This window comes from Variovorax paradoxus (genome assembly GCF_030811855.1).
In the GTDB taxonomy this organism is placed as follows: Bacteria; Pseudomonadota; Gammaproteobacteria; order Burkholderiales; family Burkholderiaceae_C; genus Variovorax; species Variovorax paradoxus_L.
In genome coordinates this window covers 353,862-375,353 of sequence record NZ_JAUSRN010000001.1, presented here as the reverse complement: position 1 = coordinate 375,353, position 21,492 = coordinate 353,862, and the positions used below count along the sequence as shown (strand labels likewise).

Annotated in this window: 21 protein-coding genes and 1 pseudogene; 11 read left to right on the top strand and 11 right to left on the bottom strand. The window is 65.9% G+C overall.

Features of this window, described 5'->3' with window-relative positions; translation table 11 throughout:
* Nucleotides 1-2: 2 nt before the first annotated feature.
* On the bottom strand, nt 3-1,100 hold the full coding sequence (locus tag J2X92_RS01970; protein WP_307572960.1) for an alpha/beta hydrolase family protein: 1,098 nt from the start codon (nt 1,098-1,100) through the stop codon (nt 3-5).
* 90 nt (nt 1,101-1,190) lie between these two features.
* Between J2X92_RS01970 and J2X92_RS01965 the strand changes: the two genes are divergently transcribed.
* From J2X92_RS01965 to J2X92_RS01955, 3 genes and pseudogenes are all read left to right on the top strand, one after another.
* On the top strand, nt 1,191-2,147 hold the full coding sequence (locus J2X92_RS01965) for a LysR family transcriptional regulator (protein WP_307572959.1): 957 nt from the start codon (nt 1,191-1,193) through the stop codon (nt 2,145-2,147).
* 108 nt (nt 2,148-2,255) lie between these two features.
* Nucleotides 2,256-2,882 (top strand): annotated as a pseudogene (locus J2X92_RS01960) (molybdopterin-dependent oxidoreductase); the annotation flags it as partial.
* Between the two features lie 169 nt (nt 2,883-3,051).
* Nucleotides 3,052-3,555 carry a nuclear transport factor 2 family protein gene (locus J2X92_RS01955; protein ID WP_307572957.1) on the top strand — a complete coding sequence of 168 codons (504 nt, stop codon included), beginning with the start codon at nt 3,052-3,054 and terminating at the stop codon, nt 3,553-3,555.
* A 244-nt stretch (nt 3,556-3,799) separates the two neighbouring features.
* Here J2X92_RS01955 and J2X92_RS01950 read toward each other — a convergent pair whose 3' ends face one another.
* Together J2X92_RS01950 and J2X92_RS01945 are read right to left on the bottom strand one after the other, a co-directional pair.
* Nucleotides 3,800-4,492, bottom strand: a complete 693-nt coding sequence (locus J2X92_RS01950; RefSeq protein ID WP_307572956.1) for a response regulator — start codon at nt 4,490-4,492, stop codon at nt 3,800-3,802.
* Nucleotides 4,489-6,078, bottom strand: a complete 1,590-nt coding sequence (locus tag J2X92_RS01945; protein ID WP_307572955.1) for an ATP-binding protein — start codon at nt 6,076-6,078, stop codon at nt 4,489-4,491. Before J2X92_RS01945 ends, J2X92_RS01950 begins: the two co-directional genes overlap by 4 nt.
* 74 nt (nt 6,079-6,152) lie before the next feature.
* Here J2X92_RS01945 and J2X92_RS01940 point away from each other — a divergent pair, with 74 nt between their 5' ends.
* A complete protein-coding gene (locus J2X92_RS01940; RefSeq protein ID WP_307572953.1) occupies nt 6,153-6,512 on the top strand; it encodes a hypothetical protein in 360 nt (119 codons plus the stop codon).
* Nucleotides 6,509-6,790 carry a hypothetical protein gene (locus tag J2X92_RS01935; RefSeq protein ID WP_307572951.1) on the top strand — a complete coding sequence of 94 codons (282 nt, stop codon included), beginning with the start codon at nt 6,509-6,511 and terminating at the stop codon, nt 6,788-6,790. The genes J2X92_RS01940 and J2X92_RS01935 overlap by 4 nt, the downstream gene beginning before the upstream one ends.
* Here J2X92_RS01935 and J2X92_RS01930 read toward each other — a convergent pair.
* The 3 genes from J2X92_RS01930 to J2X92_RS01920 form a co-directional block, all read right to left on the bottom strand.
* Nucleotides 6,751-7,431 carry a response regulator gene (locus J2X92_RS01930; RefSeq protein WP_307572950.1) on the bottom strand — a complete coding sequence of 227 codons (681 nt, stop codon included), beginning with the start codon at nt 7,429-7,431 and terminating at the stop codon, nt 6,751-6,753. The two genes, J2X92_RS01935 and J2X92_RS01930, sit on opposite strands and share 40 nt — an antisense overlap.
* Before the next feature lie 16 nt (nt 7,432-7,447).
* Entirely contained in the window at nt 7,448-9,850 is a 2,403-nt protein-coding gene (gene bamA, locus J2X92_RS01925; protein WP_373424771.1) for an outer membrane protein assembly factor BamA, read from the bottom strand.
* 84 nt (nt 9,851-9,934) lie between these two features.
* Entirely contained in the window at nt 9,935-10,603 is a 669-nt protein-coding gene (locus J2X92_RS01920) for a nuclease-related domain-containing protein (protein WP_307572948.1), read from the bottom strand.
* Nucleotides 10,604-10,804: 201 nt separating this feature from the next.
* On the opposite strand from J2X92_RS01920, the gene J2X92_RS01915 reads away from it, so the two are divergent.
* The 3 genes from J2X92_RS01915 to J2X92_RS01905 all read left to right on the top strand — a co-directional run bounded on the left by J2X92_RS01915 (nt 10,805) and on the right by J2X92_RS01905 (nt 12,968).
* A complete protein-coding gene (locus J2X92_RS01915; RefSeq protein WP_307572946.1) occupies nt 10,805-11,962 on the top strand; it encodes a porin in 1,158 nt (385 codons plus the stop codon).
* 78 nt (nt 11,963-12,040) lie between these two features.
* Nucleotides 12,041-12,331 carry a hypothetical protein gene (locus tag J2X92_RS01910; protein WP_307572944.1) on the top strand — a complete coding sequence of 97 codons (291 nt, stop codon included), beginning with the start codon at nt 12,041-12,043 and terminating at the stop codon, nt 12,329-12,331.
* A gap of 13 nt (nt 12,332-12,344) precedes the next feature.
* Nucleotides 12,345-12,968, top strand: coding sequence for an ATP-binding protein (locus J2X92_RS01905; protein ID WP_307572942.1), 624 nt, complete (start codon nt 12,345-12,347; stop codon nt 12,966-12,968).
* A 241-nt stretch (nt 12,969-13,209) separates the two neighbouring features.
* On the opposite strand, the gene J2X92_RS29550 is transcribed toward J2X92_RS01905, so the two are convergent.
* On the bottom strand, nt 13,210-13,356 hold the full coding sequence (locus tag J2X92_RS29550) for a prepilin-type N-terminal cleavage/methylation domain-containing protein (protein WP_373424770.1): 147 nt from the start codon (nt 13,354-13,356) through the stop codon (nt 13,210-13,212).
* 217 nt (nt 13,357-13,573) lie between these two features.
* Here J2X92_RS29550 and J2X92_RS29545 point away from each other — a divergent pair, with 217 nt between their 5' ends.
* From J2X92_RS29545 to J2X92_RS01895, 3 genes are all read left to right on the top strand, one after another.
* Nucleotides 13,574-13,798, top strand: coding sequence for a hypothetical protein (locus J2X92_RS29545; RefSeq protein WP_373424769.1), 225 nt, complete (start codon nt 13,574-13,576; stop codon nt 13,796-13,798).
* A gap of 330 nt (nt 13,799-14,128) precedes the next feature.
* The gene (locus J2X92_RS29540; RefSeq protein ID WP_373424768.1) at nt 14,129-14,272 is read left to right on the top strand and encodes a transposase; all 144 of its coding nucleotides are present in this window, start codon (nt 14,129-14,131) and stop codon (nt 14,270-14,272) included.
* Nucleotides 14,269-14,796, top strand: a complete 528-nt coding sequence (locus J2X92_RS01895) for a hypothetical protein (RefSeq protein ID WP_307572941.1) — start codon at nt 14,269-14,271, stop codon at nt 14,794-14,796. The genes J2X92_RS29540 and J2X92_RS01895 overlap by 4 nt, the downstream gene beginning before the upstream one ends.
* 809 nt (nt 14,797-15,605) lie before the next feature.
* Here the strand turns inward: J2X92_RS01895 and J2X92_RS01885 are convergent.
* Genes J2X92_RS01885 through J2X92_RS01870 form a run of 4 tightly spaced genes read right to left on the bottom strand, consistent with a single transcriptional unit; the run spans nt 15,606 to nt 21,481 of the window.
* A complete protein-coding gene (locus J2X92_RS01885) occupies nt 15,606-16,223 on the bottom strand; it encodes a TetR/AcrR family transcriptional regulator (protein WP_307572939.1) in 618 nt (205 codons plus the stop codon).
* Nucleotides 16,220-16,849 carry a TetR family transcriptional regulator gene (locus tag J2X92_RS01880; RefSeq protein WP_307572938.1) on the bottom strand — a complete coding sequence of 210 codons (630 nt, stop codon included), beginning with the start codon at nt 16,847-16,849 and terminating at the stop codon, nt 16,220-16,222. Before J2X92_RS01880 ends, J2X92_RS01885 begins: the two co-directional genes overlap by 4 nt.
* Nucleotides 16,846-18,309 carry an AdeC/AdeK/OprM family multidrug efflux complex outer membrane factor gene (adeC, locus tag J2X92_RS01875; protein ID WP_307572937.1) on the bottom strand — a complete coding sequence of 488 codons (1,464 nt, stop codon included), beginning with the start codon at nt 18,307-18,309 and terminating at the stop codon, nt 16,846-16,848. Before adeC ends, J2X92_RS01880 begins: the two co-directional genes overlap by 4 nt.
* 10 nt (nt 18,310-18,319) lie before the next feature.
* Nucleotides 18,320-21,481: an efflux RND transporter permease subunit gene (locus J2X92_RS01870; protein ID WP_307572935.1), complete on the bottom strand. Its 3,162-nt coding sequence runs from the start codon at nt 21,479-21,481 to the stop codon at nt 18,320-18,322.
* Between the last annotated feature and the right edge of the window lie 11 nt (nt 21,482-21,492).

Sequence of the window (21,492 nt, the reverse complement as noted above, 5' to 3'; positions counted from 1 at the left end):
GATCAAGCCGCCTGCGGATTCAACTGCTCGGCAAACCAGTCCGCTGCTCGCGCATTGCGCTCCTGGGCATAGTTGTAGATGGTGTGTTCGCCGTTCGGCCACGTGAGTACAGCTTTTGGGCGGGTGGGCACCAAGGTGAAGAACGACGCCTGTTCACCCAACGGGACTAACGCGTCGCACCCGCCTTGGATCACCAAAAGATTGGCGTCGATGCGGTGGCGGCGCGGGCTCATGCCCAGAGATTGCAATCGATGCCTTAGCGAGGCCTCCTCGTCTACGCCGAACAGCGCTTCCATTTGCTCACGCGCGGTTCGGAACGAAGGGACCGCGGGGGTCATCGGCGCGCCATTGATGCATACGGCCTGCACCCGCCGATCGGTCGCGGCCAGTTGTGCGGCGAACAAACCGCCAAAGCTGTTGCCCCACACACCGCACCGGCGTACACCCAGAGACTCGGCGTGATCAAGGAACGCGCCGAAGAGCGGCAGCGTTCGGTCGTCGAGATGCATTCCACCTCGAAGACGCGTCAGGCCTTGGCCAGGCCCTTCGGCAAGAATCGCGAGCAGGCCGCGAGCCGCGAGTGCCCGTCCCATGTCGAGGTACACGCTCCCCCAGCCACTCAATCCACCCATCACGATCACCGCAGCCGTTGCAGCCGTACCGTCGGGACGGACGGTCCAACCATGAAGACCTCCATATGGCGTCGGTAGCCGCACCTCTGCAAGATCTCCGCTCAGGTGCGCATGCCGGGCGAGCGCGGCATGGGCCTGTTCGTAGAGTGCTATTTTGCGAGGAACGTCCTGGTTGAACGCGAGCTGTGCGCATTGAAGCAGCGCCGATGCGGCTCGCCAACCCAGCGCCGCGGTTGGGGACCGGCCGGCCTTCTCTGCGGCTTCTGCCAGGCCATGATGCCGTGCCGCCACCCGTTCGCAGATTTCGTCCCAACCGGCTGAATCGTCCGTCGCGACCAGGCCATGGGTGTGGAGCGCGTCACCCAGTGGCACCCCGTAGTCCACCATCCTTGTGACGGGAACGGCTCGCTGCATCGCGGCAAGATGCTTCCTGCGTTCCTCTGCGTGGCTCTGGACAGGGCTCGGCAATGTTGTCTCCTGTTGGTCTGCGCCAGAGAATAGGCGTCCACCGGACCACTCTCAACCGGAAAACATGAACATCCGTTATCTGCAAAAGCGATGAAGCAACTCGATCTGAACCTGCTGCGCCTCCTGGTTGCCCTCGACGGCACACGTCATTTGGGCCGTGCGGCTGAAAGCCTTCAGATGAGCCAGTCTGGGTTCAGTACCGCGCTCAGCCGCCTTCGCAAGCAACTCGGCGATGAGTTATTCGTCCGCGCTGGATCCGGAATGCGCCCGACACCACGAGCCGTGACGTTGGCGGAAACGGCGCGCGTCATGCTCGATCAGGTCGACAAGGACGTCCTGGACAGCGGCGCATTCGATCCCGAAAACAGCGAGACCAGTTTTCGCGTGTCGATGCCCGATTCAGCCGAATCTCTCTTCATGCCTGTCCTCATGGCGCATCTGGCCGAGCATGCGCCGCGCACCTCCGTGCACATCGTTTCGCCGATCGTCTTGCCGCTCCACGAGCGGCTCGCCAGCGGCGACATCGACTTGGCAATCGGCTACTTCCCCACGCTGGAGAAAGATGCGTACTTTCGCCAATCTCTTTTCAGCCACACGTATGCGTGCATCGTTCGTCGTGGACATCCGGTGGTCGCCCGAGGCATGAGCCGCGCGGCGTATCAAAATCTGGGACACGCCGTGCTGGACTTGCCGGCCCGGTCGACCATATTGCTGGAGGCTGCACTGGAGCGCCATCGGGTCCGGCGGCGAGTGGTTCTCAGTACGCCCAACCTCCTCAGTCTTCCTCATATCGTCGCAAGAACCGACCTCATTGCGACCGTTCCTCTACCCGCAGCCTTCGATTTCGCACGCTCCGGGGAGCTTGAGGTCCTGCCGCTTCCCTTCACGCCGCCTTCCGTCACGATTCACCAGTACTGGCATCGGCGCACACAGAAGGAACCGAGCTGCCAATGGCTGCGAGCTCAGATCATGGCCTTGTTCAATCGGCGGGCCGACCCCTTTTTAGAACAACGGACGGCTCTGTATAGGGCGCGCGGCAGCGACTGAAGAATCCTGACCTACGATGCCGTCGATGGGGTGTCCGCTTTCGACTTTTCGAAACCCCCGTGAAAACGGGAGCACTCGTAATCGGACCAACCCAATACGCTCACTGAGCAGCCAAACGACCAGGTCGACAAGGTCCTGTGGGCACTGTCGCGCTGGAACGACCGCGTGCAGGCCCGCCTCTTCAGCGGCAGCCGCCTCGCGCCGACCTATGCGGCGAACCAGGTCACGAAGCCGTTCCCGTTCAACGCGTTCTACCCGGAGTTCGACGCGCCCCAGGTCGACGTGTCGAGCTGGCGGCTCGAAGTCTCGGGACTCGTCGCCGACAAGACGGCGTGGACCGTCGAGCGCCTGCGTACGCTGCCGCAAGCGCGGCAAATCACGCGCCATATCTGCATCGAGGGATGGAGCGCGATTGGCGACTGGCGCGGCGTCTCGCTCAAGACATTCCTGCAGCGCATTGGCGCAGACACGACGGCGCGCTTCGTCGGCTTCAAATGTGCCGACCGTTACCACTCGAGCCTCGACATGGCCAGCGCGCTGCACCCGCAGACCTTGCTGGCGCTCGACTTTGGCAACGAAGCGCTGCCGACGGCGAACGGCTTCCCCCTGCGGCTGATTGTGCCGACCAAGCTCGGATTCAAGAGCGCGAAGCACGTCGCCGCGATCTTCGTGACCAACACGAACCCCGGGGGTTATTGGGAAGACCAGGGATACAACTGGTTCAGCGGAATATGAGATCGGCAACCTCGTCAGGGCCGCCGCCCGCCAGTGCAAGTCACGCGATGCCCGGAGGGCTTTTGAGGACGTATTCAGAATCTCTTCATTGGCCTTTTTTGAGAACAAAGGCCACGATGATCGTCTATAACGGCTTCAGTCCAGCGCTCCTCAACAACCGGCTTGATCCATGAAGAATCCTCTGTTCGCACATCTGCTCTTTGCGCTTGCCACCATCCTGCCCCTCGCCGCGGCAGCACAGGTCCCGGTTCAGCCGGCCGCCGACCAGGAGGCGCTCCTGGCGAGCGCCGATCCGGTACTGCGCGCCAACAAGCGCCTGGTCTACGACTTCTGGCGTGAGGTCTTCGAGGCGGGACAGGTGGCGCAGGCGGACAAGTACGTTGCCGAGTCCTACATCCAGCACAACCCCAACGTGCCCACCGGCCGTGCTGCCATGGTGGGCTTCATCTCGCGACGGACCCCGGCGCCCTTGCCAGTGGAGGCTCGCATCAAGGCGCCGCTGGTTTCCATCGTTGCCGAGCGCGATCTCGTGATCCTGAGCTTCGTGCGCGAGTACCCCGAACCGCAGGACGCAACGCGAAAGTACACGACGACTTGGTCCGACATGTTCCGCCTCGAGAACGGCAAGATCGTCGAGCATTGGGACGGTGCCTTGAGGCCGCCTAAAGCCTGATCGCGAAAGCGACGGACGACGGACTTGCGCAGGCGGGGCGATGCATTCAGTCCCTTCGTTTCGAGACGGCTCAAAAAAGCTTAGGTCTGAGTCAGAAATTCGGCAGCAGCCTACGCTCTGTCAACGGGCAGGCCGTTAACTTGTCGTCGAAGAACATCTATACAACTCCGGCTCTGGAGGGCGGCAACGAACCAGTGACGCGGTGTTCGGAGTGCGATGCACTGTAAAAGACCACTGGTGCGGCTCAGCCCGGCCCCGGCGCCTCCCACGCAAACCCCACGCCGTAGACCGAGCGGATCCAGTCGTGCGCCGGTGTGACGGCGCCGAGCTTGCGCCGCAGGTTCTTGACGTGGCTGTCGATGGCGCGCTCCGTCACGTCCATGGTGTCGTCGTAGGCCAGTTCGAGCAGGCGCGCGCGCGAGAAGATGCGGCCCGGGTGCCGCGACAGCACCTGCAGCAGCCCGAACTCGCGGCGCGTGAGATTGAGCGGCGTGCCTTCGAGCGATGCCCGCCAATGCACGTCGTCCAGCACCAGGCCGGACATGCCATGGCGGGCCTGGCCGCGCTCCGCGGGCGGCTCGGTGCGCCGCAGCACGGCGCGCACGCGCGCCACCAGTTCGCGCGGGGAGAAGGGCTTGCAGACGTAATCGTCGGCACCCAGCTCCAGCCCGAGCAGGCGGTCGACCTCCTCGATGCGCGCGGTGAGCATGATGATCGGATGGCTGGTGTGCTCCCGCGCGCGGCGCAGCACCTCGATGCCGTCGAGACGCGGCAGCATGATGTCGAGCAGCGTGAGTTCGGGCGGCGACGCGATCAGATGGTCGAGCGCGCTCTGGCCATCCGCGAAATGCGTGGTCTCGTAGCCGGCGTGGCGCAGGTAGTCCTGTACCACAGATGCGATGTCGAGTTCGTCCTCGACGATGACGATGCGGGTCATGGCGATGCGCTCCTCGACAGCGGAAGGGTGATGGTCACGCGCAGCCCGCCGAGTTCCGAAGCCTGGGCGTCGATGGTGCCGCCATGGGCCTCGATGGCCGCGCGGCAGATCGACAGGCCGAGCCCGGAGCCGCCGAGTTCGCGGCTGCGCGAGGACTCGCCGCGGAACAGCCGGTCGAACAGGCGCGGCAATTCCGCCTCGGGAACGCCGGGCGCGCTGTCGTCGAATTGCAGCGTCAGGCTGTTGCCCGTCCAGGCCCCGTCGACCGTGGCGCCGATGCGCAGCCGGCCGCCGGCGTCGGTGTAGGCGAGCGTGTTCTCCAGCAGGTTCATGAAGACCTGGTGCAGCCGGTGCGCATCGCCGTCGACCATCGGCTGGGCGCGCACCGAGACGCGGTCGATGGCGCTGCGGTCCACCGCGATGCCGCGCGCGGCAAACCGGTCGCGCGTGTGGTCGAGCGCTTCCTTCAGCAGCGAGAGCGGGAACACGGTGGTCGCGAGCAGGTCGCTTTGCGGCTCGCGCATGCTGCTGCGCAAGTCGTCCACCAGCTGGCCGAGCCGGATCACCTGCCGATGCAGCCGCAGCGCGGTGCGCTCGTCGAAGCTGCGCACGCCGTCCTGCAGCGCCTCGATTTCCGCGCGCATGGCGGCCAGCGGCGTGCGCAGCTCGTGCGCCGCATCGGCCAGCCAGGCGCGGCGCGAGGCCTCCACCGTGTCCAGGCGCTGCGCCATGTCGTTGAAGGTCTTGCCGAGCAGCGCGAGCTCGTCCGAGCCATGCACGGCCACGCGCGTGGACAGGCGCCCGCGCGCCACGTGCTGCGCGGCCTGCGTGAGCTCGTCGATCGGCCGGAACCAGCGGCGCGCCAGCAGCCACGACAGCATCAGCGCAAAGGCCAGCCCGCACAGGCCGGTGAGGGCGATCACGCCGGACTGGCGCGCGAGAAAGGCGCGGTCGGCCTCGCTCTCCAGGCCCTGCATCGGCGCGAGCACCAGGTAGCCGACGACCGAGCGGCCGTGCCGGATCGGCAGGCGCGCAGCATTCTCCGGGTCGACCTTGGCGCCGACCACGTGCGCGCCGTGCGCATCGGCCACGCCCAGGCGCTGGAAGATCGAGTCGGCGGCTTCGCGCGGATCGGGAAAGAACCCCAGCGGCGGGGGCGGCGGAAAGCGCCGGGGCAGCAGCTCGAGCTGGGGCGAGGGCGGAGGAGGCGGCGGCCGGGATCCGTTCTCGCCACCGCCTTCGAGGCCATTGCCGCCGCCGCCCGGCCCGCGGTTCTCGTACCAGGGCGGGAGCTTTCTTTCGTCGCCGTTGCTGGCGCCATCGAGCACCGCGGCGAGCCGGCCCATCTGCAGGCGATGCCAGGCATCGTCGTTGCCCTGCAGCTTCTTCCAGTCGCCGTTGGCCGCATAGTGCTTGAGCAGCAGCTGCGAGAGCCAGTCCATGCGCCGGATCTCGATCTCGGCCACGTAGGAGCCGAGGCCGCGCTGCAGCGCCACGATGGAGAGCCCCGCGAAGCTGAGGAGCAGCACGATCAGCAAGGCGGCCAGCGCCAGGAAGATCTTCCTGGAAAGTGTCAGGCGCGGCATGGGCTCGGGGGAGGCATGGCCGCATTCTGCGGCATGCGTACGGGGCGGGAATGCGTCATGGAGGAGGGCCGATCATGGCCGCGAATCGAGGAGGAAATTGGGAGAACCGTCTCTCCCATATTTCTCCCGAATCGAATCGCACGATGCGTTCCATGAACCCGTTCACGCATCGACGCCCAAAGACGAAGAGGACCTTCCAGGCCCTTGTGGCCCCCGCGCTCGCATGGGCGAGTCCGGCGTACTGCGCGCCGGCCCCTTCGCCATGGTCCTGGTCGGAGCTCTGGTCCGACCCGGGCACCGACGCGCTGTTGCTGCTGCTGGCCGCGCTTTTCTGGGCGGTGACCCATGTCTGGGCGCTGCTGGTCGTGTGGGCGGAGGCACGCGCCACCCGATCGAACGGGACCGGCGCCGCCACCGAGCCTCCGCGCAAGTGAGCGCCGTCTGGCACGCCCGCGCCGAAGCTGCGGAAGACGACGGGCCCATGCTGTCGCAGCGCCTCCTGGGTTTGCTGGCTTGCTGCGGCCTTGGGATCGGCATCGTGGTGGCGGCGAGCGGCGGATGCGTCGCGGCCGGCAAGGCCCGCGCAGGCAGTTCAGCGCTTTCCACCCTGGCGCCGATCATGGCCACCGACAGCCGGGCCGCCCGGCCGTCGCGCACCGCCTGCGTGCCGTCTCAGGCCGGCCGTTCCTCGAAGGCGAAGCCGACACCGTAGATCGAGCGGATCCAGTCGTGCGGGGGCGACGCGGCGGCGAGCTTCCTGCGCAGGTTCTTGATGTGCCCGTCGACCGCGCGCTCGTTGACATCGAGCGCGTCCGGAAACGCGGCTTCGAGCAGCGCCGAGCGCGAAAACACCCGGCCCGGCTCGCGGGAGAGCGCCTGCAGCAGGTTCAGCTCGCGGCCCGTGAGCGCGAGCAGCCGCCCCTCGATCCTCACGCTGTGGGCACTGCCGCCGAACGCCACGGAAGGCGAGGCCATGGCGCTGCGCTGGCGCTGCGCATGCCGGCGCAGCACCGTGTTCACGCGCGCCACCACTTCGCGCGGCGAGAAGGGCTTGCACACGTAGTCGTCGGCGCCCAGGTCGAGGCCGCGCAGGCGGTCGGCCTCGCGCGTGCGGGCCGTCAGCACGATGATCGGATGGTCGCTGTGCGAGCGGACCTGCTCCAGCACCCGGAGGCCGCCGATGCGCGGCAGCGCGGTGTCGAGCAGCGTGAGGGCCGGCGGCGACATGAGGATGCGGTCGAGCGCGGCCGCGCCATCGGCGATGTGCTCCACATCGTGGCCGGCGCGCTGCAGCCCTTCGAGCAGCGCGGCGGCCATCTCGCGGCCTTTTTCGGCCAGCAGGATGCGGCTCATGGATGGGTGCTCCGCTTCAGAACGACGTGCCGATCTGGAACTGGAAGCGCTGCGTCCGGTCCGCCGCAATGCCGTTGGCTTCGTCGAGCTTCTGGTACACGAGCGGCACCGCATAGGCCAGGCGCAGCGGACCGAGCGGAGAAATCCAGCTGATGCCCACCCCTGCCGATGCGCGCAGGCGATTCTGCGCCTTCCACTGCGCATCGGTCATGCTCGCGGTGCGCTCCGCGAACACATTGCCGGCATCGAAGAAGGTGTAGAGCCGCAGCGACCGGTCATTGCCCGCGCCCGGGAAAGGCGTGCTGAACTCCATGTTGAAGATCGCCTTGCGCGTGCCGCCGAGCGCACCGCCCGTGACCGCATCGGTCGGCCCGAGCGAGTTCTGCTCGAAGCCGCGGATCGAGCCGAGCCCGCCAGCATAGAAGTTCTTGAAGATGGGATACGCGGTGCCGCCCAGCGCCTTGGCATAGCCGAGCTGGCCGTTGATGGCGAGCGTGTACTGCTTGGACAGCGCGAAGTACTGCTGGTACTGGTAGGTGCTCTTCAGGTAGCGCAGTTCGCTGCCCACGCCCACCTCGAGGTTGGCGCTCTGCAGCCGGCCGGTGGTGGGCACCAGCGCGCTGTCGCGGTCGTCGCGGGCCCAGCCGATGGTCGCGGGAATGCCCACCATGTTCTTCGAAGCGCACACCACGCTCGGCGCGGTGCCCGTGCACTGGAAGTAGTCGAGGTAGGCCTGCGGCGTGCCGGTGTACACATAGGAGCCGTCGACCAGCGTGTAGGCGCCGTTGGTGCCCGGCGTGAAGCTGTAGCGCTCCACCCCGATGCCGAGGTAGACCGTGTCCAGCTCCCCGAGCGGCAGGCCGAAGCGCACCGAGCCGCCATCGCTCGCGAGCTTGTAGTTGCCGTCGGCCTGGTAGTAGGGGCGGGTGGTGGTGTGGAACAGGTTGAAGGTGCGCGAGATGCCGCCCGGCGTGAAGTACGGGTCGGTGGCCGTGAGCGAGATGGTGCGGTTGTACGAGCTCGTGTTGACCTGCAGGCCCAGGTAGTTGCCTGTGCCGAACACGTTCTCCTGCGTGATGCCGAAGCTCAGCGACACCTTGTCGGTCGACGAGTAGCCCGCGCCGAGCTGCAGCGAGCCGGTGGGCTTCTCGGTCACGTTGATCGTGAGGTCGACCAGGTCGGGAGAACCCGGCACCTCGGTGGTCTCGATGTTCACGTCGGTGAAGAAGCCCAGGCGGTCCACGCGGTCGCGCGAGAGCTTGATCTTGTTGCCGTCGTACCAGGCGCCCTCGTACTGCCGGAACTCGCGGCGGATGACTTCGTCGCGCGTTCTTGCGTTGCCCCCAATGTTCAGGCGCCGCACATAGGCGCGCCGCGAGGGCTCCGCTCGCAGCACCAGCGTGACGCGGTTGTTGTCGCGGTCGATCTCGGGTTCTGCCTTGACGCGCGCGAAGGCATAGCCGAAGGTGCCGAAATAGTCGGTGAAGGCCCCGGTGGTGGCGTTCACGTCTTCGCCGTTGTAGGGCTGGCCGGGGCGGATCGTTACGAGCGACTTGAACTCGTCTTCGCGTCCCAGGTAGTTGCCTGAGAGCCTGACGCCGGCCACCGCGAACTTCTGCCCTTCGGTGATGTTGACCGTGAGCGTGAGCGTCTCCCGGTCCGGCGTCATGGCGACCTGCGTGGAATCGATGCGGAACTCCAGATAGCCGCGCGTGATGTAGAAGGAGCGCAGCGTTTCCAGGTCGCCGTTGAACTTGCTGCGCGAATACTGGTTCGACTTGGTGTACCAGCTCAGCCAGCCGCCGCTGTCCTGGTCGAACAGGTCGAGCAGGGTGCTTTCGCCGAAGGCCTTGTTGCCGACCACGCGCACTTCCTTGATGCGCGCGGCCTCGCCTTCGGTCACGCTGAAAGTCAGGTTGACGCGGTTGCGCTCCAGCGGCGTCACGGTGGTGACGACCTGCGCGCTGTAGAGGCTGCGGCTGATGTACTGCCGCTTGAGCTCCTGCTCCGCGCGGTTGGCCAGCGCCTTGTCGTAGGGCTGGCCCTCGGCCAGGCCCACGCTGCGCAGCGCCTTCTGGAGCGCGGCCTTGTCGAACTCCTTGGTGCCGACGAAGTCGACGTCGGCAATCGACGGGCGTTCCTCGACGATCACCACCAGCACGCTGCCGTTGATGTCGATGCGCACGTCCTTGAAGCGGCCGAGCTCGAACAGCGAGCGGATGGCCGCGCTGCCACGGTCGTCGCTGTAGGTGTCGCCCGCCCTGATGCCGAGCGTGGCAAACACCGTTCCGGGTTCCACGCGCTGCAGGCCCTCGAGCCGGATGTCCCTGACGGTGAACGGATCGGCGGCCCAGGTGGGCGCGCAGGTGATCGAGAAAAACATGGCGGCAAGGACGCAGGCGGGCTTGGGAGGATTCATCGGCGCATGGTCCCCGCCAAAGTCGGAGAAATCTGGGATGCCCCGCGCCGCGCCGCGCCGCGCGGTGGCGTGCCGCAGGCGCCGCTACTGCAGTCCGATGCCTGCCGCTGCAGCAGCGCCCGCGCCGTTCCAGCGCGTGGAGATCTGCTCGCTTCTTTCGCGGCAGTTCTGCATGTGTTCGTCGAGCGAGAGGCTGCCCTGGATGTCGAGCAGCCGCTGCGCGGTGCGGTCGATGGCGCCGGCATCCAGCAGCGGATAGCTGCGCGCGGTGCGGCCGTTGTTGCGCACCAGGCGCGCAATGTAGGGCAGGTCCTGCTGGGTGATCACGGCAGCGGGCATCACGCCTTCGAGTTCGACGCCTTCGCAGGGCAGCAGCACGAAATACTGCAGCCGCAGCTCGTCGCTCAGCAGGCTCCGCAGCTGCGTGGTCTTGCGGCCGCCCTGCCATGCAGGGTCCTTCACTTCGCGTGCCCGGCTGCAGCCCTGCAGCCGCAGGAACCAGCGCGGCGGCGCCGCGTCCGATTTCTTGCGATAGACGAAGGCGTTGCGCCAGGCCTTGATCTCGAACAGGTAGATGCCGGTCTCGCACACCAGCACCGCATCGATCATGGCGGTGCGCACCACGCTGCCCTCGGGCATCGGGATGATCAGGTTGCGAAGAATGCGCAGGTGGGAAAAGGCCGGGCTGAATGCGCTGGCGAGCTGCTGCACACCCAGCGAGGCCGCGGTGGTGTTCTGCAATGCAATGGTCATGTCGGACTCCTTCGGAAGCCGAGCATTGCGTGCCATTTGGGAGATTTCTGGTACGAGGCCGTGCATGGCCGAAGGGCTTGGGCGTGCGCACAAACAACAGTCGATGCAAAGCCGGCTGCATCGACCAGATTCCTCCAAATTTGAACAGGACCATCCGTCCAGCTGCTCGATGAAGAGCTGCTGAAAACCGGAGAAACCTGAATGAAGAAATCCCTCACGGCACTCGCCGCGCTGGCCGTTGCCGGCCTGGCCTCTGCCCAATCGTCCGTCACGTTGTTCGGCGTCGTCGATGCCGGCGTGACCTACCAGTCGGCCACCTCGCGCGATGCGACCACGGGCCTCACCTCCAAGCAAAGCAAGTGGAGCCTTGCCAACTCCGGCTACAACTCCAGCCGCATCGGCTTCCGGGGCACGGAAGACCTGGGTGGCGGGCTGGCCGCCAGCTTCTGGCTCGAAGCGCCGATCACCAACGACGACGGCGCCACCGGCATCTCGACCTTCAACCGCCGTTCCACCGTGAGCCTCTCGGGCGGCTTCGGCGAGGTGCGCCTGGGCCGCGACTACACCGCCACCTTCTGGAACGACACGATCTTCGATCCGTTCGGCACCAACGGTTCGGGTTCCAGCGTGATCAACACCGTGAGCGGCAGCACCGGCCTGAACAATGCCAATTACACGCGCGCCAGCAACATGGTCGGCTACTTCCTGCCGCCCAATCTCGGCGGCTTCTACGGCCAGCTGCAGTACAGCCTGAACGAGAACACCCGGACCAGCGCCACCGACCTCACGGCCGCCACCAGCAGCAGCGCGGGCCGCTACGTCGGCGGCCGCTTCGGCTATGCGAACGGGCCACTCGACGTCGCGCTGGCAGTGGGCGAGAACGTCGCGGTGGACACCACCTCGCTGACCCGCAAGGTGCAGACCATCAACCTCGGCGCGTCGTACGACTTCGGCCCGGTCAAGCTGTTCGGCGAACTGTCGAACGTGAAGAACAAGTTCGACTTGGCCGTCGGCAACAGCCACGACAGCTACAACGGCTACCTGATCGGCGCGAGCATGCCGGTGAGCGCGGGCGTGATCCGCGCGTCGTACTCCACCGTGCGCTACGACGAAGGCGCCGTCGGCATCACGGGCGAGGATCCGCGCGCGCAGAAGCTGGCCATCGGCTATGTGCACAACCTGTCGAAGCGCACGGCCCTCTATGCGACCGTGGCCCGCGTGAACAATCGCAACGACGCGGCCTACACCGGCAGCCTGAGCGCCGCGAGCACCACGGGCTACGGCAGCGCCGGCGTCAGCTACACGGGCCTGCCGCGCTCGTCCACGGGCTACGACTTCGGCATCCGGCACGCGTTCTGACGCGTGAGGCGGTATGCGGCGGGGCAGCGCAGTGCGCAGCCCCGCCGCATGTGCCAGCGACTTGTTTATGAACTGCAAATGATCAGAATCCATCATCACCTGGCGGGCGTGCTCGCCGCAGCCGGCCTGTCCGGCTGCATCATGCTTCCGCCACCGCCGCTCCATGGCCCGCCGCCCGGCTGGAGCCGGCACGCGGGTTTTCGCGGCGAAGCACCGCCGATGTCGCCCATGGCCGCATGGGGTGTGTGCGACGGCCAGGCCGAAGGCGCGCGTCCGGTGCTTCCGGGCCCTCGCGCCGACAGCCTGTCGGGGACTTGCGAACGCGGTCCCGGCGGTGCGCTGGAGTTCCGGCCGCCGCAGGGGCGTTGAAGGCGCACGAGCCATGTATTCAAGCAACCTGGGCCTGGCCATTGCCATCGTCGTTGCACTCGGCCTGGCCGCGGTGCTGGCCTTCATCGCCTCCCTGCTCGTTTCCAACCTCAAGGCCGGCGCGAAGGCGCGCGAAATGGCCGCGGAGGCCCGCCGCGACGCCGAGCAGAAGATGCTCGAGAGCCGCATGCAGGACCTGCGGCCGCTTCTTGCGTCGCTGCGGAGTCTCGAAGGCTCCGAAGGCGCGTCCGGCTGGCCGATCCGCTTCGACATCCGGGTTCCGCACGAGGTGGTGCCCGTGTTCGGCATCGAGGCCGAACTGGAGGAACTGCTTTCGAAGGTCGCGCGCCATGCGGCAAAGGTCATGTCCCCCGGCACGACGCTGCAGGTCTCGGCGCGGATGGAAGCCGGCCAGGCCGTCGTCCACTGGAAGGATCTCGACGCCTCCGACCCGAGCCCGCCGCTGGCACGCTTTCTCGAGGCGACGCAGGCCATCGGCCATGCCGGTGCGCGCGTGTGCGAGCGCATCGCGAGCCGCCACGGCGGCCGCATCTACGCGGCGCCGGACGCGGGCGGCGCGCTGGGCCTGACGTTGCGCCTGCCGTTGACGTTGCAGACGACATTGGTGGCGGGTTGAGCACTGGTCTGCGCATGCTGCGTCAGCCGGTCTTGCGGCTCATTCGATGCCGCCCGGAAGCCCGAGCCTTCGCTTGCACGGCATCTTGCGGTTGTCCTAACCGCCGGGTCTTCCGGCGGTCGGCCTTACTTGACCTCGGACACCTCGCGAGCTGAGTAATTGGAGACTCAGGCCAGATGAAAGCGAAACCTTCAGCTTCTTGACCGTACCGGTGCCCGCCGACAGGTTGCCGCCACTAGTGCTACTGGCGAAGCTCAACTCTGTCACCTCGTATGTCTGGGCTATGTAGGGTGCGCTGTCCTTCAGCCCGACCGCCCGGTGCGATGGAGGCCGAGATGGCAGCGAAAGCCATGGTCACCAACACCTCAATCAGCGTGAAGCCGTGCATTCGTGGGTGTGCTCGTACCGAAGGTTTCGAGGCGTGAGCTGCAGCCCTGTGATGTGGTACTTCTCCTTTTGTGCCGGAAGCGACGAGGTACGTCCGGGTCGGAGTCGACCGCGCAACTTGGGAGAAATCTCACGATGACGCAAACAGCCCTGAAGTTCGAGTGTTCATCCTGGTCTGGTCAGCGCGGTCCTAGAAGAAAAAGCAACAGAAGTTCCGTTTGTTAGCGCGCTCACGAGATCTGTTCCGGTTCAGCCAAATTTCTCTCAATTTCGACCAGACCATCTGTGCCGACGCCGACGCCGACGCCGACGCCGACGCCGACGAGCCCCGTGTGCCGCTGCTGGGCGAACTTCCCATGGTCGGAGCGTTGTTTCGTTCACGCACCCGTAGCCTCAACAAGACAGAGCTGCTCATCTTCATTACGCCAAAGATGATCGCTTAGCGCACCGCGTTGCGCTAGGCAACGGGTGTGGTGTTCACGCATCGCTCCTCGGGGCGTCGGCGTTGTTCCCGAGACCTCGGGCGGGAGAAACCATATTTCTTCCGAATCGGAAGCCAGCATGACCTCATGAGTTCTCCCGGCGAACAGGCACAACGATGAACGATGGCGTCCAGATGTTGACGGGTTGCCTAGCTGCGTGCGGGGTGCTGCTTGGCGGACTTGTTGCGTAAGCGTGGCCTCAAGGCCCTCTGGCGAGACGACGCGAGCATGAGCAGGATCGCCTGATCGTGCTCACACTTGGATGTGTGCATTTAACCAGTACGTGCACGCATGAACAAGCGAGTCACTTCGGGCAAGGACACCCGACGCAGGCACAGCGAAGAGCTGAAGCGGGAATTGGTCGAGCGCAGCCTGGAACCTGGCGCGTCAGTCGCTGCCATCGCGCAGGCTGCGCAAAGAAGGAAGACGCAGTGAGCCTGCAACGCACCGACCCGCGAATGATTGAAGCCCTCGAGGGCGCAAGCAGCTTGCAGCTCTACCAGCTCAAGGCATTGATCGAGGGCATGCTGGCCGGCCCACGCCGTGGCATTGCCGCGCGTGCGAACCTCCATCTTGGCCAGCCTGTGCAGTTCGTGGACTTCCGCGACGGTCAGATGCGCCGCGGCAAAATCATTGCCATGAGGGACACGCAGGCGACGGTGCAGGAAGAAGGCACCAAGCGAACCTGGAAGATCCCATGTCTGGCGATGCAGGGCTATCACGGCGCAGAACGGCGCGACGAGCAGGCTCCCTACGAGCCGCCGCCCGAACCCGCCCGGGCGACGAGCCGTGCGCGCGAGTTCCAACGCGGAGACACCGCGACCTTCGACGACCGAGACGGTCGCAACATCACCGGGGTGATCGTGCGCATTAACCAACGCACGGCCACCCTCGCCACCGGTGATGGGGTGACTTGGCGGGTCCCATTCCATGCGCTGCGCCAAGTGCTCGACGTCTGAGCATCGTCGATCAGTTCAACCAGTCGACGTCAAGAGGGCCTTGAGGACGCGCTTACCTTGTTGCGGCCAGCGATCGATGTGATGTCGCTGCGGGTGTTTGTAGCTCGAGCATGTCGACCCTCACTCCTATTCATGCGGACTGCCAGTAGTCATCCTCACCACAGGAATGGGCCATATCGGAAATGCAGCGATCGCCTGGAATGCGCTGCCGGGCAACAGATTGGCAGTCCTATCTCTTCAAAGGTAAAGCCGACACCATAGACGAAGCGGATCCATCCGTTCAACGGACGCTACGGCCAGTTTCTTTCTCAAGCTCTTGATGTGCCGATTGATCGCTCGCTCGCTGACGTCGAGCGATTCGGTGAATGCAATTTCGAGCAGTCTTGATCAAGTAAAAACTCGGCCGGCCTCGCGCGAGAGCGCTTGCGACACGAGAAGCCCTCGTGAATATGCATCTAACGATGTGCGCCATTTCTGCCCCCGACGGGCTGGTGCTCTCGGCCCTCCGAGATCAGGTAAGGATTCCTAGGATGCGAGCAGTTTCTTCAAAACAAGAAGTGCCCCAAACAAGCCGCCCAGCACTAGGAAGTATGCCAAAGGTGCACCTGCCATGGTCTCCCACCATCTCGGCGGGCCATGCACCTTCGGTTTTCTCGTCCGTATGTTCATCATGGTCCTTTACAGCCGGTACCAGAGCCTTTAGACACGACCGGTGGTGTCGGGCGTGTGCCTCAAATGAGTTGCCTGGCTCAAGCCGGTGACGCCACCTTCTGTCGCTACGCCGCGCCGCAGGTGCCGATGAAGCGCGCTCATCGCGCTGGCCCGATCAGGAGCCGTACGTGCTCGTTGGTCATGTCCACGATGGCGGCGCGGTCGCGCCGGAGCTCGACGTAGGAGCGAAGCGCCAAGCCGCTCAACAGCGCCGCGATCATGTTCATGCGCTTGACGAGCGTGGATTCGTCCAGGCCTTCAGGAAGGCCGATACGCCTGGCCATGTCGAGAAAGCGCTTCTTGACCGCACGATCAGTCCGCTGCAGGATTTTCGCTAGGGTGGGGTTGCGCGCCGCTTCGGCCGCCAGCTCCAGCATCAGTCCGACGGAGTCCGGATCGCTGTTGCGTTCGACCATCTCTTGGGTCCGACGAGTCAGCCGGGCCGCGAGGTTTCCACCGCCCGAGTCCTGTTCCATGCGGCGCACCAGTTCGGCCATATCGCTTTCCTCGCGCTCGGCGATGGCTTCGACCATGGCTTCCTTGCTGCTGAAGTACTGATAGAGGCGAGCCGGACTGATGGCAACCTGGCAGATGGTGGCGGTGCTGCTGCCATGAACACCTTCCCGGCGGAAGCATTCCGCTGCGGCATCCAGGACCTGGTTTCGGCGCAGTTCATTCCTTCCTGGGCTGGAAGGGGGTTCTGCCGGGGAGCTCATGATTGCATCGCAGGCGCATTGCTGCAGGCCCCGGCCATGAAGAGGTCGATGCACAACAACGATGCACGCCGCCTGCGTTCTTCCCGTTGATTGGCATGCTCGGCGAGAACGGCGATGCCCACCGAATGCAGGCCGCGCGCTACGCACGCCGGCCGAAGTCCCTCCCGCAGCTGGCGACGCTCGCGAGCCAAGGTCATCACTCGGCTCAGCCGTGCCACCGTGTCTCCCATCGTGCGCCCAATTCGGGTCACCACGCCGGCAGGCAACTCGCCCCGCGCCGGGTGCCGAAGCACCAATTGGGCAGCGCGCCATTGATCTGGATCTTCCATGCAGCGGGTCATCTGCCGCCACATTTGCGCTCGCAGGAGTTGGAGCGGCTCCGGGTGTGCCTGATAGGCGACCATGTCCGGCCCGATGTCCATCGGCCATCGAAGCTGGTCGATGATCGCGGCCACCAATGCGGCCTTGTTCTCGAAGTGCCAATACACCGCACCGCGCGTCACGCCAGCAAGCCTCGCCACATTTTCCAACGTGGTAGCGCGCACGCCACTGGCAGCAAAGGCTTCCAGAGCGGCTTGGAGCACCCGGGTGCGGGTGAATTCGGTGGCTGCGCGATTGCGTCTCACGGCGCCAGTTCCGCGGTGCGTGCGAATGTGCCCTGGGCTTCCGTGGCCTCCATCCATCCGCCCCCCAGCGTCTTGTAGAACGTCACCAGGTTGGTCAGGCGCGACAGCCGGGTGCCGATCAGGTTCTGCTGGGCGGTGTAGAGCGAGCGCTGCGAGTCGAGCACGCTCAGGTAGCTGTCCACGCCGCGCTGGAAGCGCGCCTGCGACAGCCGGTAGCTGTCCGCCGTTGCATTCACCAGCGACTCCTGCGCGTCGAGCTGGCGCCCGAGCGTGCCGCGTTGCGCGAGGGCGTCCGAAACTTCGCGGAATGCGGTCTGGATCGCTTTCTCGTACTGTGCCACCGAGATGTCGCGGCTCACCGTGGCGATCTTGAGGTTGGCGCGGTTGGCGCCACCGTCGAAGATCGGCAGCGTGACCTGCGGCGCGAAGCTCCAGCTGCCCGAGCCGCCCTTGAACAGGCCCGAGAGCTCGCTGCTCGACGTGCCGGCCGATGCGGTGAGGCTGATGCGCGGATAGAAGGCCGCACGCGCAGCGCCGATGTAGGCATTGGCCGCCTTGAGGTCGCGCTCGGCCTGCAGGATGTCGGGGCGGCGCTGCAGCAGCTCCGAGGGCAGGCCCGGCGGAATGGTGGCCAGCGGGCTTGCGGCCACCGCCGCCGCGTCGGACAGGGCCTGCGGCAGCAGTTCGTCCGGCACTTCGGTGCCCACGAGCAGCATCAGCGCATTGCGGTCCTGCGCCACCTGCGCGGTGTAGCGCTCGACGTCCACGCGTGCGGCGTCGACGCTGGTCTGCGCCTGGCGGAGCGTGAGCGCCGAGGCCGCGCCCAGCTCGAAGCTGCGCTGGTTGAGGCGGTACGAATCGCTCTGGCTCTGGAGCGTGTCGCGCGCGAGCTTGAGCCGGTCCTGGTCGGCGGCCAGCGTGAGGTAGCTGGTCGCCACCTCGGCCACCAGGCTGATCTGTGTGCTGCGGCGCGCCTCGGCCGTGGAGAGGAACTGCTGCAGCGCCTGCGCGCTCAAGCTGCGCACGCGGCCGAACAGGTCGATCTCGTACGAGCTGAATCCGAGCGAGGCACTGTACTGGCGCGCCGTGAGCGCCTCGCCGGTGGACGACAGGTCGGCCGGCGTGCGGCTGCCGCTGCCGCCGGCGCTGGCGTTGACGGTGGGGAAGAGCGCCGCATCCTGCACCCGGTACTGGGCGCGAGCCTTCTCGATGTTCAGCACCGCCACGCGCAGGTCGCGGTTGTTGGCGAGGCTCATCTCGATCACGCGCTGCAGCGACGCGTCGGTGAAGACATCGCGCCAGCCGAGCTCGGCGACGGGCGTGGTGGATGCCGGGTCGGCGGCCGCATCGCCGGCAAACTTGCCGGGCACTGGCGCCGCGGGCTGCTGGTAGGCGGGCATCAGGCTGCAGCCGGCCACCAGGGCAGCGAGCGCAAGCGGGGTGAAGCGAAGGAGTTTCATGACGGGGATCTCAGGATGCGGCCGCAGCCGGTTGTGCATGCGAGGCCGGCCCGGCGAAATCGCCTCGGTCCTTGCCCTTGAACAGGCCGCGCACCAGCACGAAGAAAAGAGGCACGAAGAAGATCGCGAGGATGGTTCCCGACAGCATGCCGCCGATCACGGCCGTGCCCAGCGCATGCTGCGCACCGGCCCCGGCGCCGCTTCCCAATACCAGCGGCAGCACGCCGAGGATGAAGGCCAGCGAGGTCATGAGGATGGGGCGCAGGCGAAGGCGCGCCGCTTCCAGCGCGGACTCGACCAGGCCCTTGCCCTGTGCATGCAGGTCTTTCGCGAACTCGACGATCAGGATGGCGTTCTTCGACGCGAGGCCTATGGTGGTCAGCAGGCCCACCTGAAAGTAGACGTCGTTCATCTTCCAGGTGAGGATGGCGCCAACGAGGGCACCCAGCACCCCGAGCGGCACCACCAGGATCACCGAGAACGGAATGGCCCAGCTCTCATAGAGCGCGGCCAGGCAAAGGAACACGATCAGGATCGACAGCCCGTACAACAAGCCGGTCTGGCCGCTCGACGCTTTTTCTTGGCGTGACAGGCCTGTCCATTCGTAACCGATGCCCGCTGGCAACTGCGCGACCGCCGCTTCCACGATGGCCAGCGCCTCGCCGCTCGATGCAGCCCCCGGCATGGCCATGCCGAGGATTTCCACAGACGGAACCCCGTTGTAGCGCTCCAGGCGGGGCGAGCCCGAGTTCCATCTCGCCTTAGCGAAGGAGGTGAAGGGCACCATGGTGCCCGCGCTGTTGCGCACATACCAGCGGTCGATGTCCACGGGCAGCATGCGGTACTGCGCGTCGGCCTGCAGCATCACCTTCTTCACGCGTCCCTGGTCGATGAAGTCGTTGACGTAGCTGCTGCCCCATGCGGCCGAGAAGGTGTTGTTGATGTCGCTCATCGACAGGCCCAGCGCCTGGGCCTTGTGCGGATCGATCTCGAGCCTGAATTCGGGCGAGTCCTCCATGCCGTTGGGGCGCACGGCGACCAGGCGCTTGTCCTTGCCGAGCGTGGCAAGCAACTGGTTGCGCGCCTGCATCAGCGCGTCGTGCCCGAGGTTGGCGCGGTCCTGCAGCATCAGGTCGAAGCCGGTCGCGTTGCCGAGTTCAGCCACGGCGGGCGGTGCGAAGGCGAATACCTTTGCGTCCCTGATTGTGTTGAAGAAGGCGCCGGCCTTTGCGGCCACTCCCGTCACGCTCAGTGCTTCGCCCTCGCGTTCATTCCAGGGCTTGAGCTTGATGAAGGCAAAGCCCGTGTTCTGCCCGCTGCCCGCGAAGCTGAAACCTGCCACCGTGAAGATGCCCGAGACGGCGTCTTTCTGATCGACCAGGAAGTGGTGCTCCACCTGGCGGATTACGTCTGCCGTGCGCGCATTCGTCGCGCCCGGCGGCAGTTGGACCAGCGCGAACATCGAGCCCTGGTCTTCATCCGGCAGGAAACCCACCGGCAGCTTCATGAAGCCGAACACCACTGCCGCCAGCAGCACCGCGTACACGGCCATATAGCGCCAGCCCTTGCCCACCATGTGCCGCACGATGCCCTGATAGCGATGGTTGCCGCGGTCGAAGCTGCGGTTGAACCAGCCGAAGAAGCCGGTGGTCGCCATCGCATGGCCCTTGTGCACCGGTTTGAGCAGCGTCGCGCAAAGGGCGGGCGTGAGCACCAGCGCCACAAGCACCGACAGCGTCATCGCCGAGACGATGGTGATCGCGAACTGGCGGTAGATCACGCCAGTGGAGCCGCCGAAGAATGCCATCGGCACGAACACCGCCGCCAGCACCAGGGCTACGCCGACCAGCGCGCCGGTGATCTGGTCCATGGACTTGCGCGTGGCCTCCTTAGGCGAGAGGCCGTCCTCGGCCATCACGCGCTCGACGTTCTCGACCACCACGATCGCATCGTCCACCAGGAGGCCGATGGCCAGCACCATCGCGAACATCGTCAGGGTGTTGATAGTGAAGCCGAAGGCCGCGAGCACGCCGAAGGTGCCCAGAAGCACCACCGGCACGGCGATGGTCGGAATCAGCGTGGCACGGAAGTTCTGTAGGAAGAGGTACATCACCAGGAACACCAGCACGACCGCCTCGATCAGCGTCTTGACGACCTCCTCGATGGAGATCCGCACGAAGGGCGTGGTGTCGTAGGGCTTCTGCACCTTCATGCCCTGGGGAAAGAACTTCTCCAGTTCGGCCACGCGCGCGTCGATGGCCTTGACCGTGTCGAGTGCATTGGCGCCCGTGGCCAGCTTGATGGCCAGACCGGCGGCCGGCTTGCCGTTGTAGCGGCCGATCGTGTTGTACGACTCGCTGCCCAGCTCGATGCGGGCCACGTCCCGCAGGCGCACCTGGGCGCCGTTGGTCTGAGTGCGCAGCAGGATGTCTTCGAACTCCTGCGCGGTCTTCAGGCGCGTCTGCGAGGTGATGGTCGCGTTGAGCTGCTGGTTGCCCGATGCCGGCATGCCGCCGAGTTGGCCAGCCGACACCTGCGCGTTCTGTGCCTGGATCGCGTTCTTCACGTCCAGCGGCGTGAGGTTGAAGTTGACGAGCTTGTTCGGGTCGATCCACACGCGCATCGCGTACTGCGATCCGAAGAGGGTGGTGTCGCCCACGCCCTCGACGCGGCTCAAAGCGTCCTGCACGTTCGCGGCCACGTAGTCCGACAGGTCGGCGGCTTTCATGCTGCCGTCTTCGGAGGTGAAGGCCAGCACGTTCAGGAAGTTGGTGGCCGACTTCGTGACGGTGACGCCTTGCTGCTGCACCTCTTGCGGCAGCAGCGGCGTGGCCAGCGAGAGCTTGTTCTGCACCTGCACCTGCGCGGTGTCGGGGTCGGTGCCGTTCTCGAAAGTGAGCGTGATGGTGACCGTGCCCGACGACTCGCTCGTCGAGGCCATGTAGCTCAGCCGGTCCAGCCCCTTCATCTTCTGCTCGATGACCTGGGTGACGGTGTCTTCCAGCGTCTTGGCGGAGGCGCCGGGGTAGTTGGCGGTGATGGCGACGGCGGGCGGCGCAATGCTCGGGTACTGCGCGATCGGCAGGGTGGCGATGGACATGACGCCGCTCAGCATCACGATGATGGCGAGGACCCACGCGAAGATGGGGCGGTCGATGAAAAAGCGTGCCATGACGGTTTCTC

What these genes read in the sequence shown, in the direction of transcription:
- J2X92_RS01930 (WP_307572950.1), bottom strand. Translation starts at nt 7,431, where the DNA reads ATGAGCCGCATCCTGCTGGCCGAAAAAGGCCGCGAGATGGCCGCCGCG.
- bamA (WP_373424771.1), bottom strand. Translation starts at nt 9,850, where the DNA reads ATGAATCCTCCCAAGCCCGCCTGCGTCCTTGCCGCCATGTTTTTCTCG.
- J2X92_RS29550 (WP_373424770.1), bottom strand. Translation starts at nt 13,356, where the DNA reads ATGCACGGCTTCACGCTGATTGAGGTGTTGGTGACCATGGCTTTCGCT.
- adeC (WP_307572937.1), bottom strand. Translation starts at nt 18,309, where the DNA reads ATGAAACTCCTTCGCTTCACCCCGCTTGCGCTCGCTGCCCTGGTGGCC.
- J2X92_RS01910 (WP_307572944.1), top strand. Translation starts at nt 12,041, where the DNA reads ATGATCAGAATCCATCATCACCTGGCGGGCGTGCTCGCCGCAGCCGGC.
- J2X92_RS01885 (WP_307572939.1), bottom strand. Translation starts at nt 16,223, where the DNA reads ATGAGCTCCCCGGCAGAACCCCCTTCCAGCCCAGGAAGGAATGAACTG.
- J2X92_RS01940 (WP_307572953.1), top strand. Translation starts at nt 6,153, where the DNA reads ATGGCCGCGAATCGAGGAGGAAATTGGGAGAACCGTCTCTCCCATATT.
- J2X92_RS01950 (WP_307572956.1), bottom strand. Translation starts at nt 4,492, where the DNA reads ATGACCCGCATCGTCATCGTCGAGGACGAACTCGACATCGCATCTGTG.
- J2X92_RS01965 (WP_307572959.1), top strand. Translation starts at nt 1,191, where the DNA reads ATGAAGCAACTCGATCTGAACCTGCTGCGCCTCCTGGTTGCCCTCGAC.
- J2X92_RS01945 (WP_307572955.1), bottom strand. Translation starts at nt 6,078, where the DNA reads ATGCCGCGCCTGACACTTTCCAGGAAGATCTTCCTGGCGCTGGCCGCC.
- J2X92_RS01870 (WP_307572935.1), bottom strand. Translation starts at nt 21,481, where the DNA reads ATGGCACGCTTTTTCATCGACCGCCCCATCTTCGCGTGGGTCCTCGCC.
- J2X92_RS01905 (WP_307572942.1), top strand. Translation starts at nt 12,345, where the DNA reads ATGTATTCAAGCAACCTGGGCCTGGCCATTGCCATCGTCGTTGCACTC.
- J2X92_RS01915 (WP_307572946.1), top strand. Translation starts at nt 10,805, where the DNA reads ATGAAGAAATCCCTCACGGCACTCGCCGCGCTGGCCGTTGCCGGCCTG.
- J2X92_RS29540 (WP_373424768.1), top strand. Translation starts at nt 14,129, where the DNA reads ATGAACAAGCGAGTCACTTCGGGCAAGGACACCCGACGCAGGCACAGC.
- J2X92_RS01920 (WP_307572948.1), bottom strand. Translation starts at nt 10,603, where the DNA reads ATGACCATTGCATTGCAGAACACCACCGCGGCCTCGCTGGGTGTGCAG.
- J2X92_RS01955 (WP_307572957.1), top strand. Translation starts at nt 3,052, where the DNA reads ATGAAGAATCCTCTGTTCGCACATCTGCTCTTTGCGCTTGCCACCATC.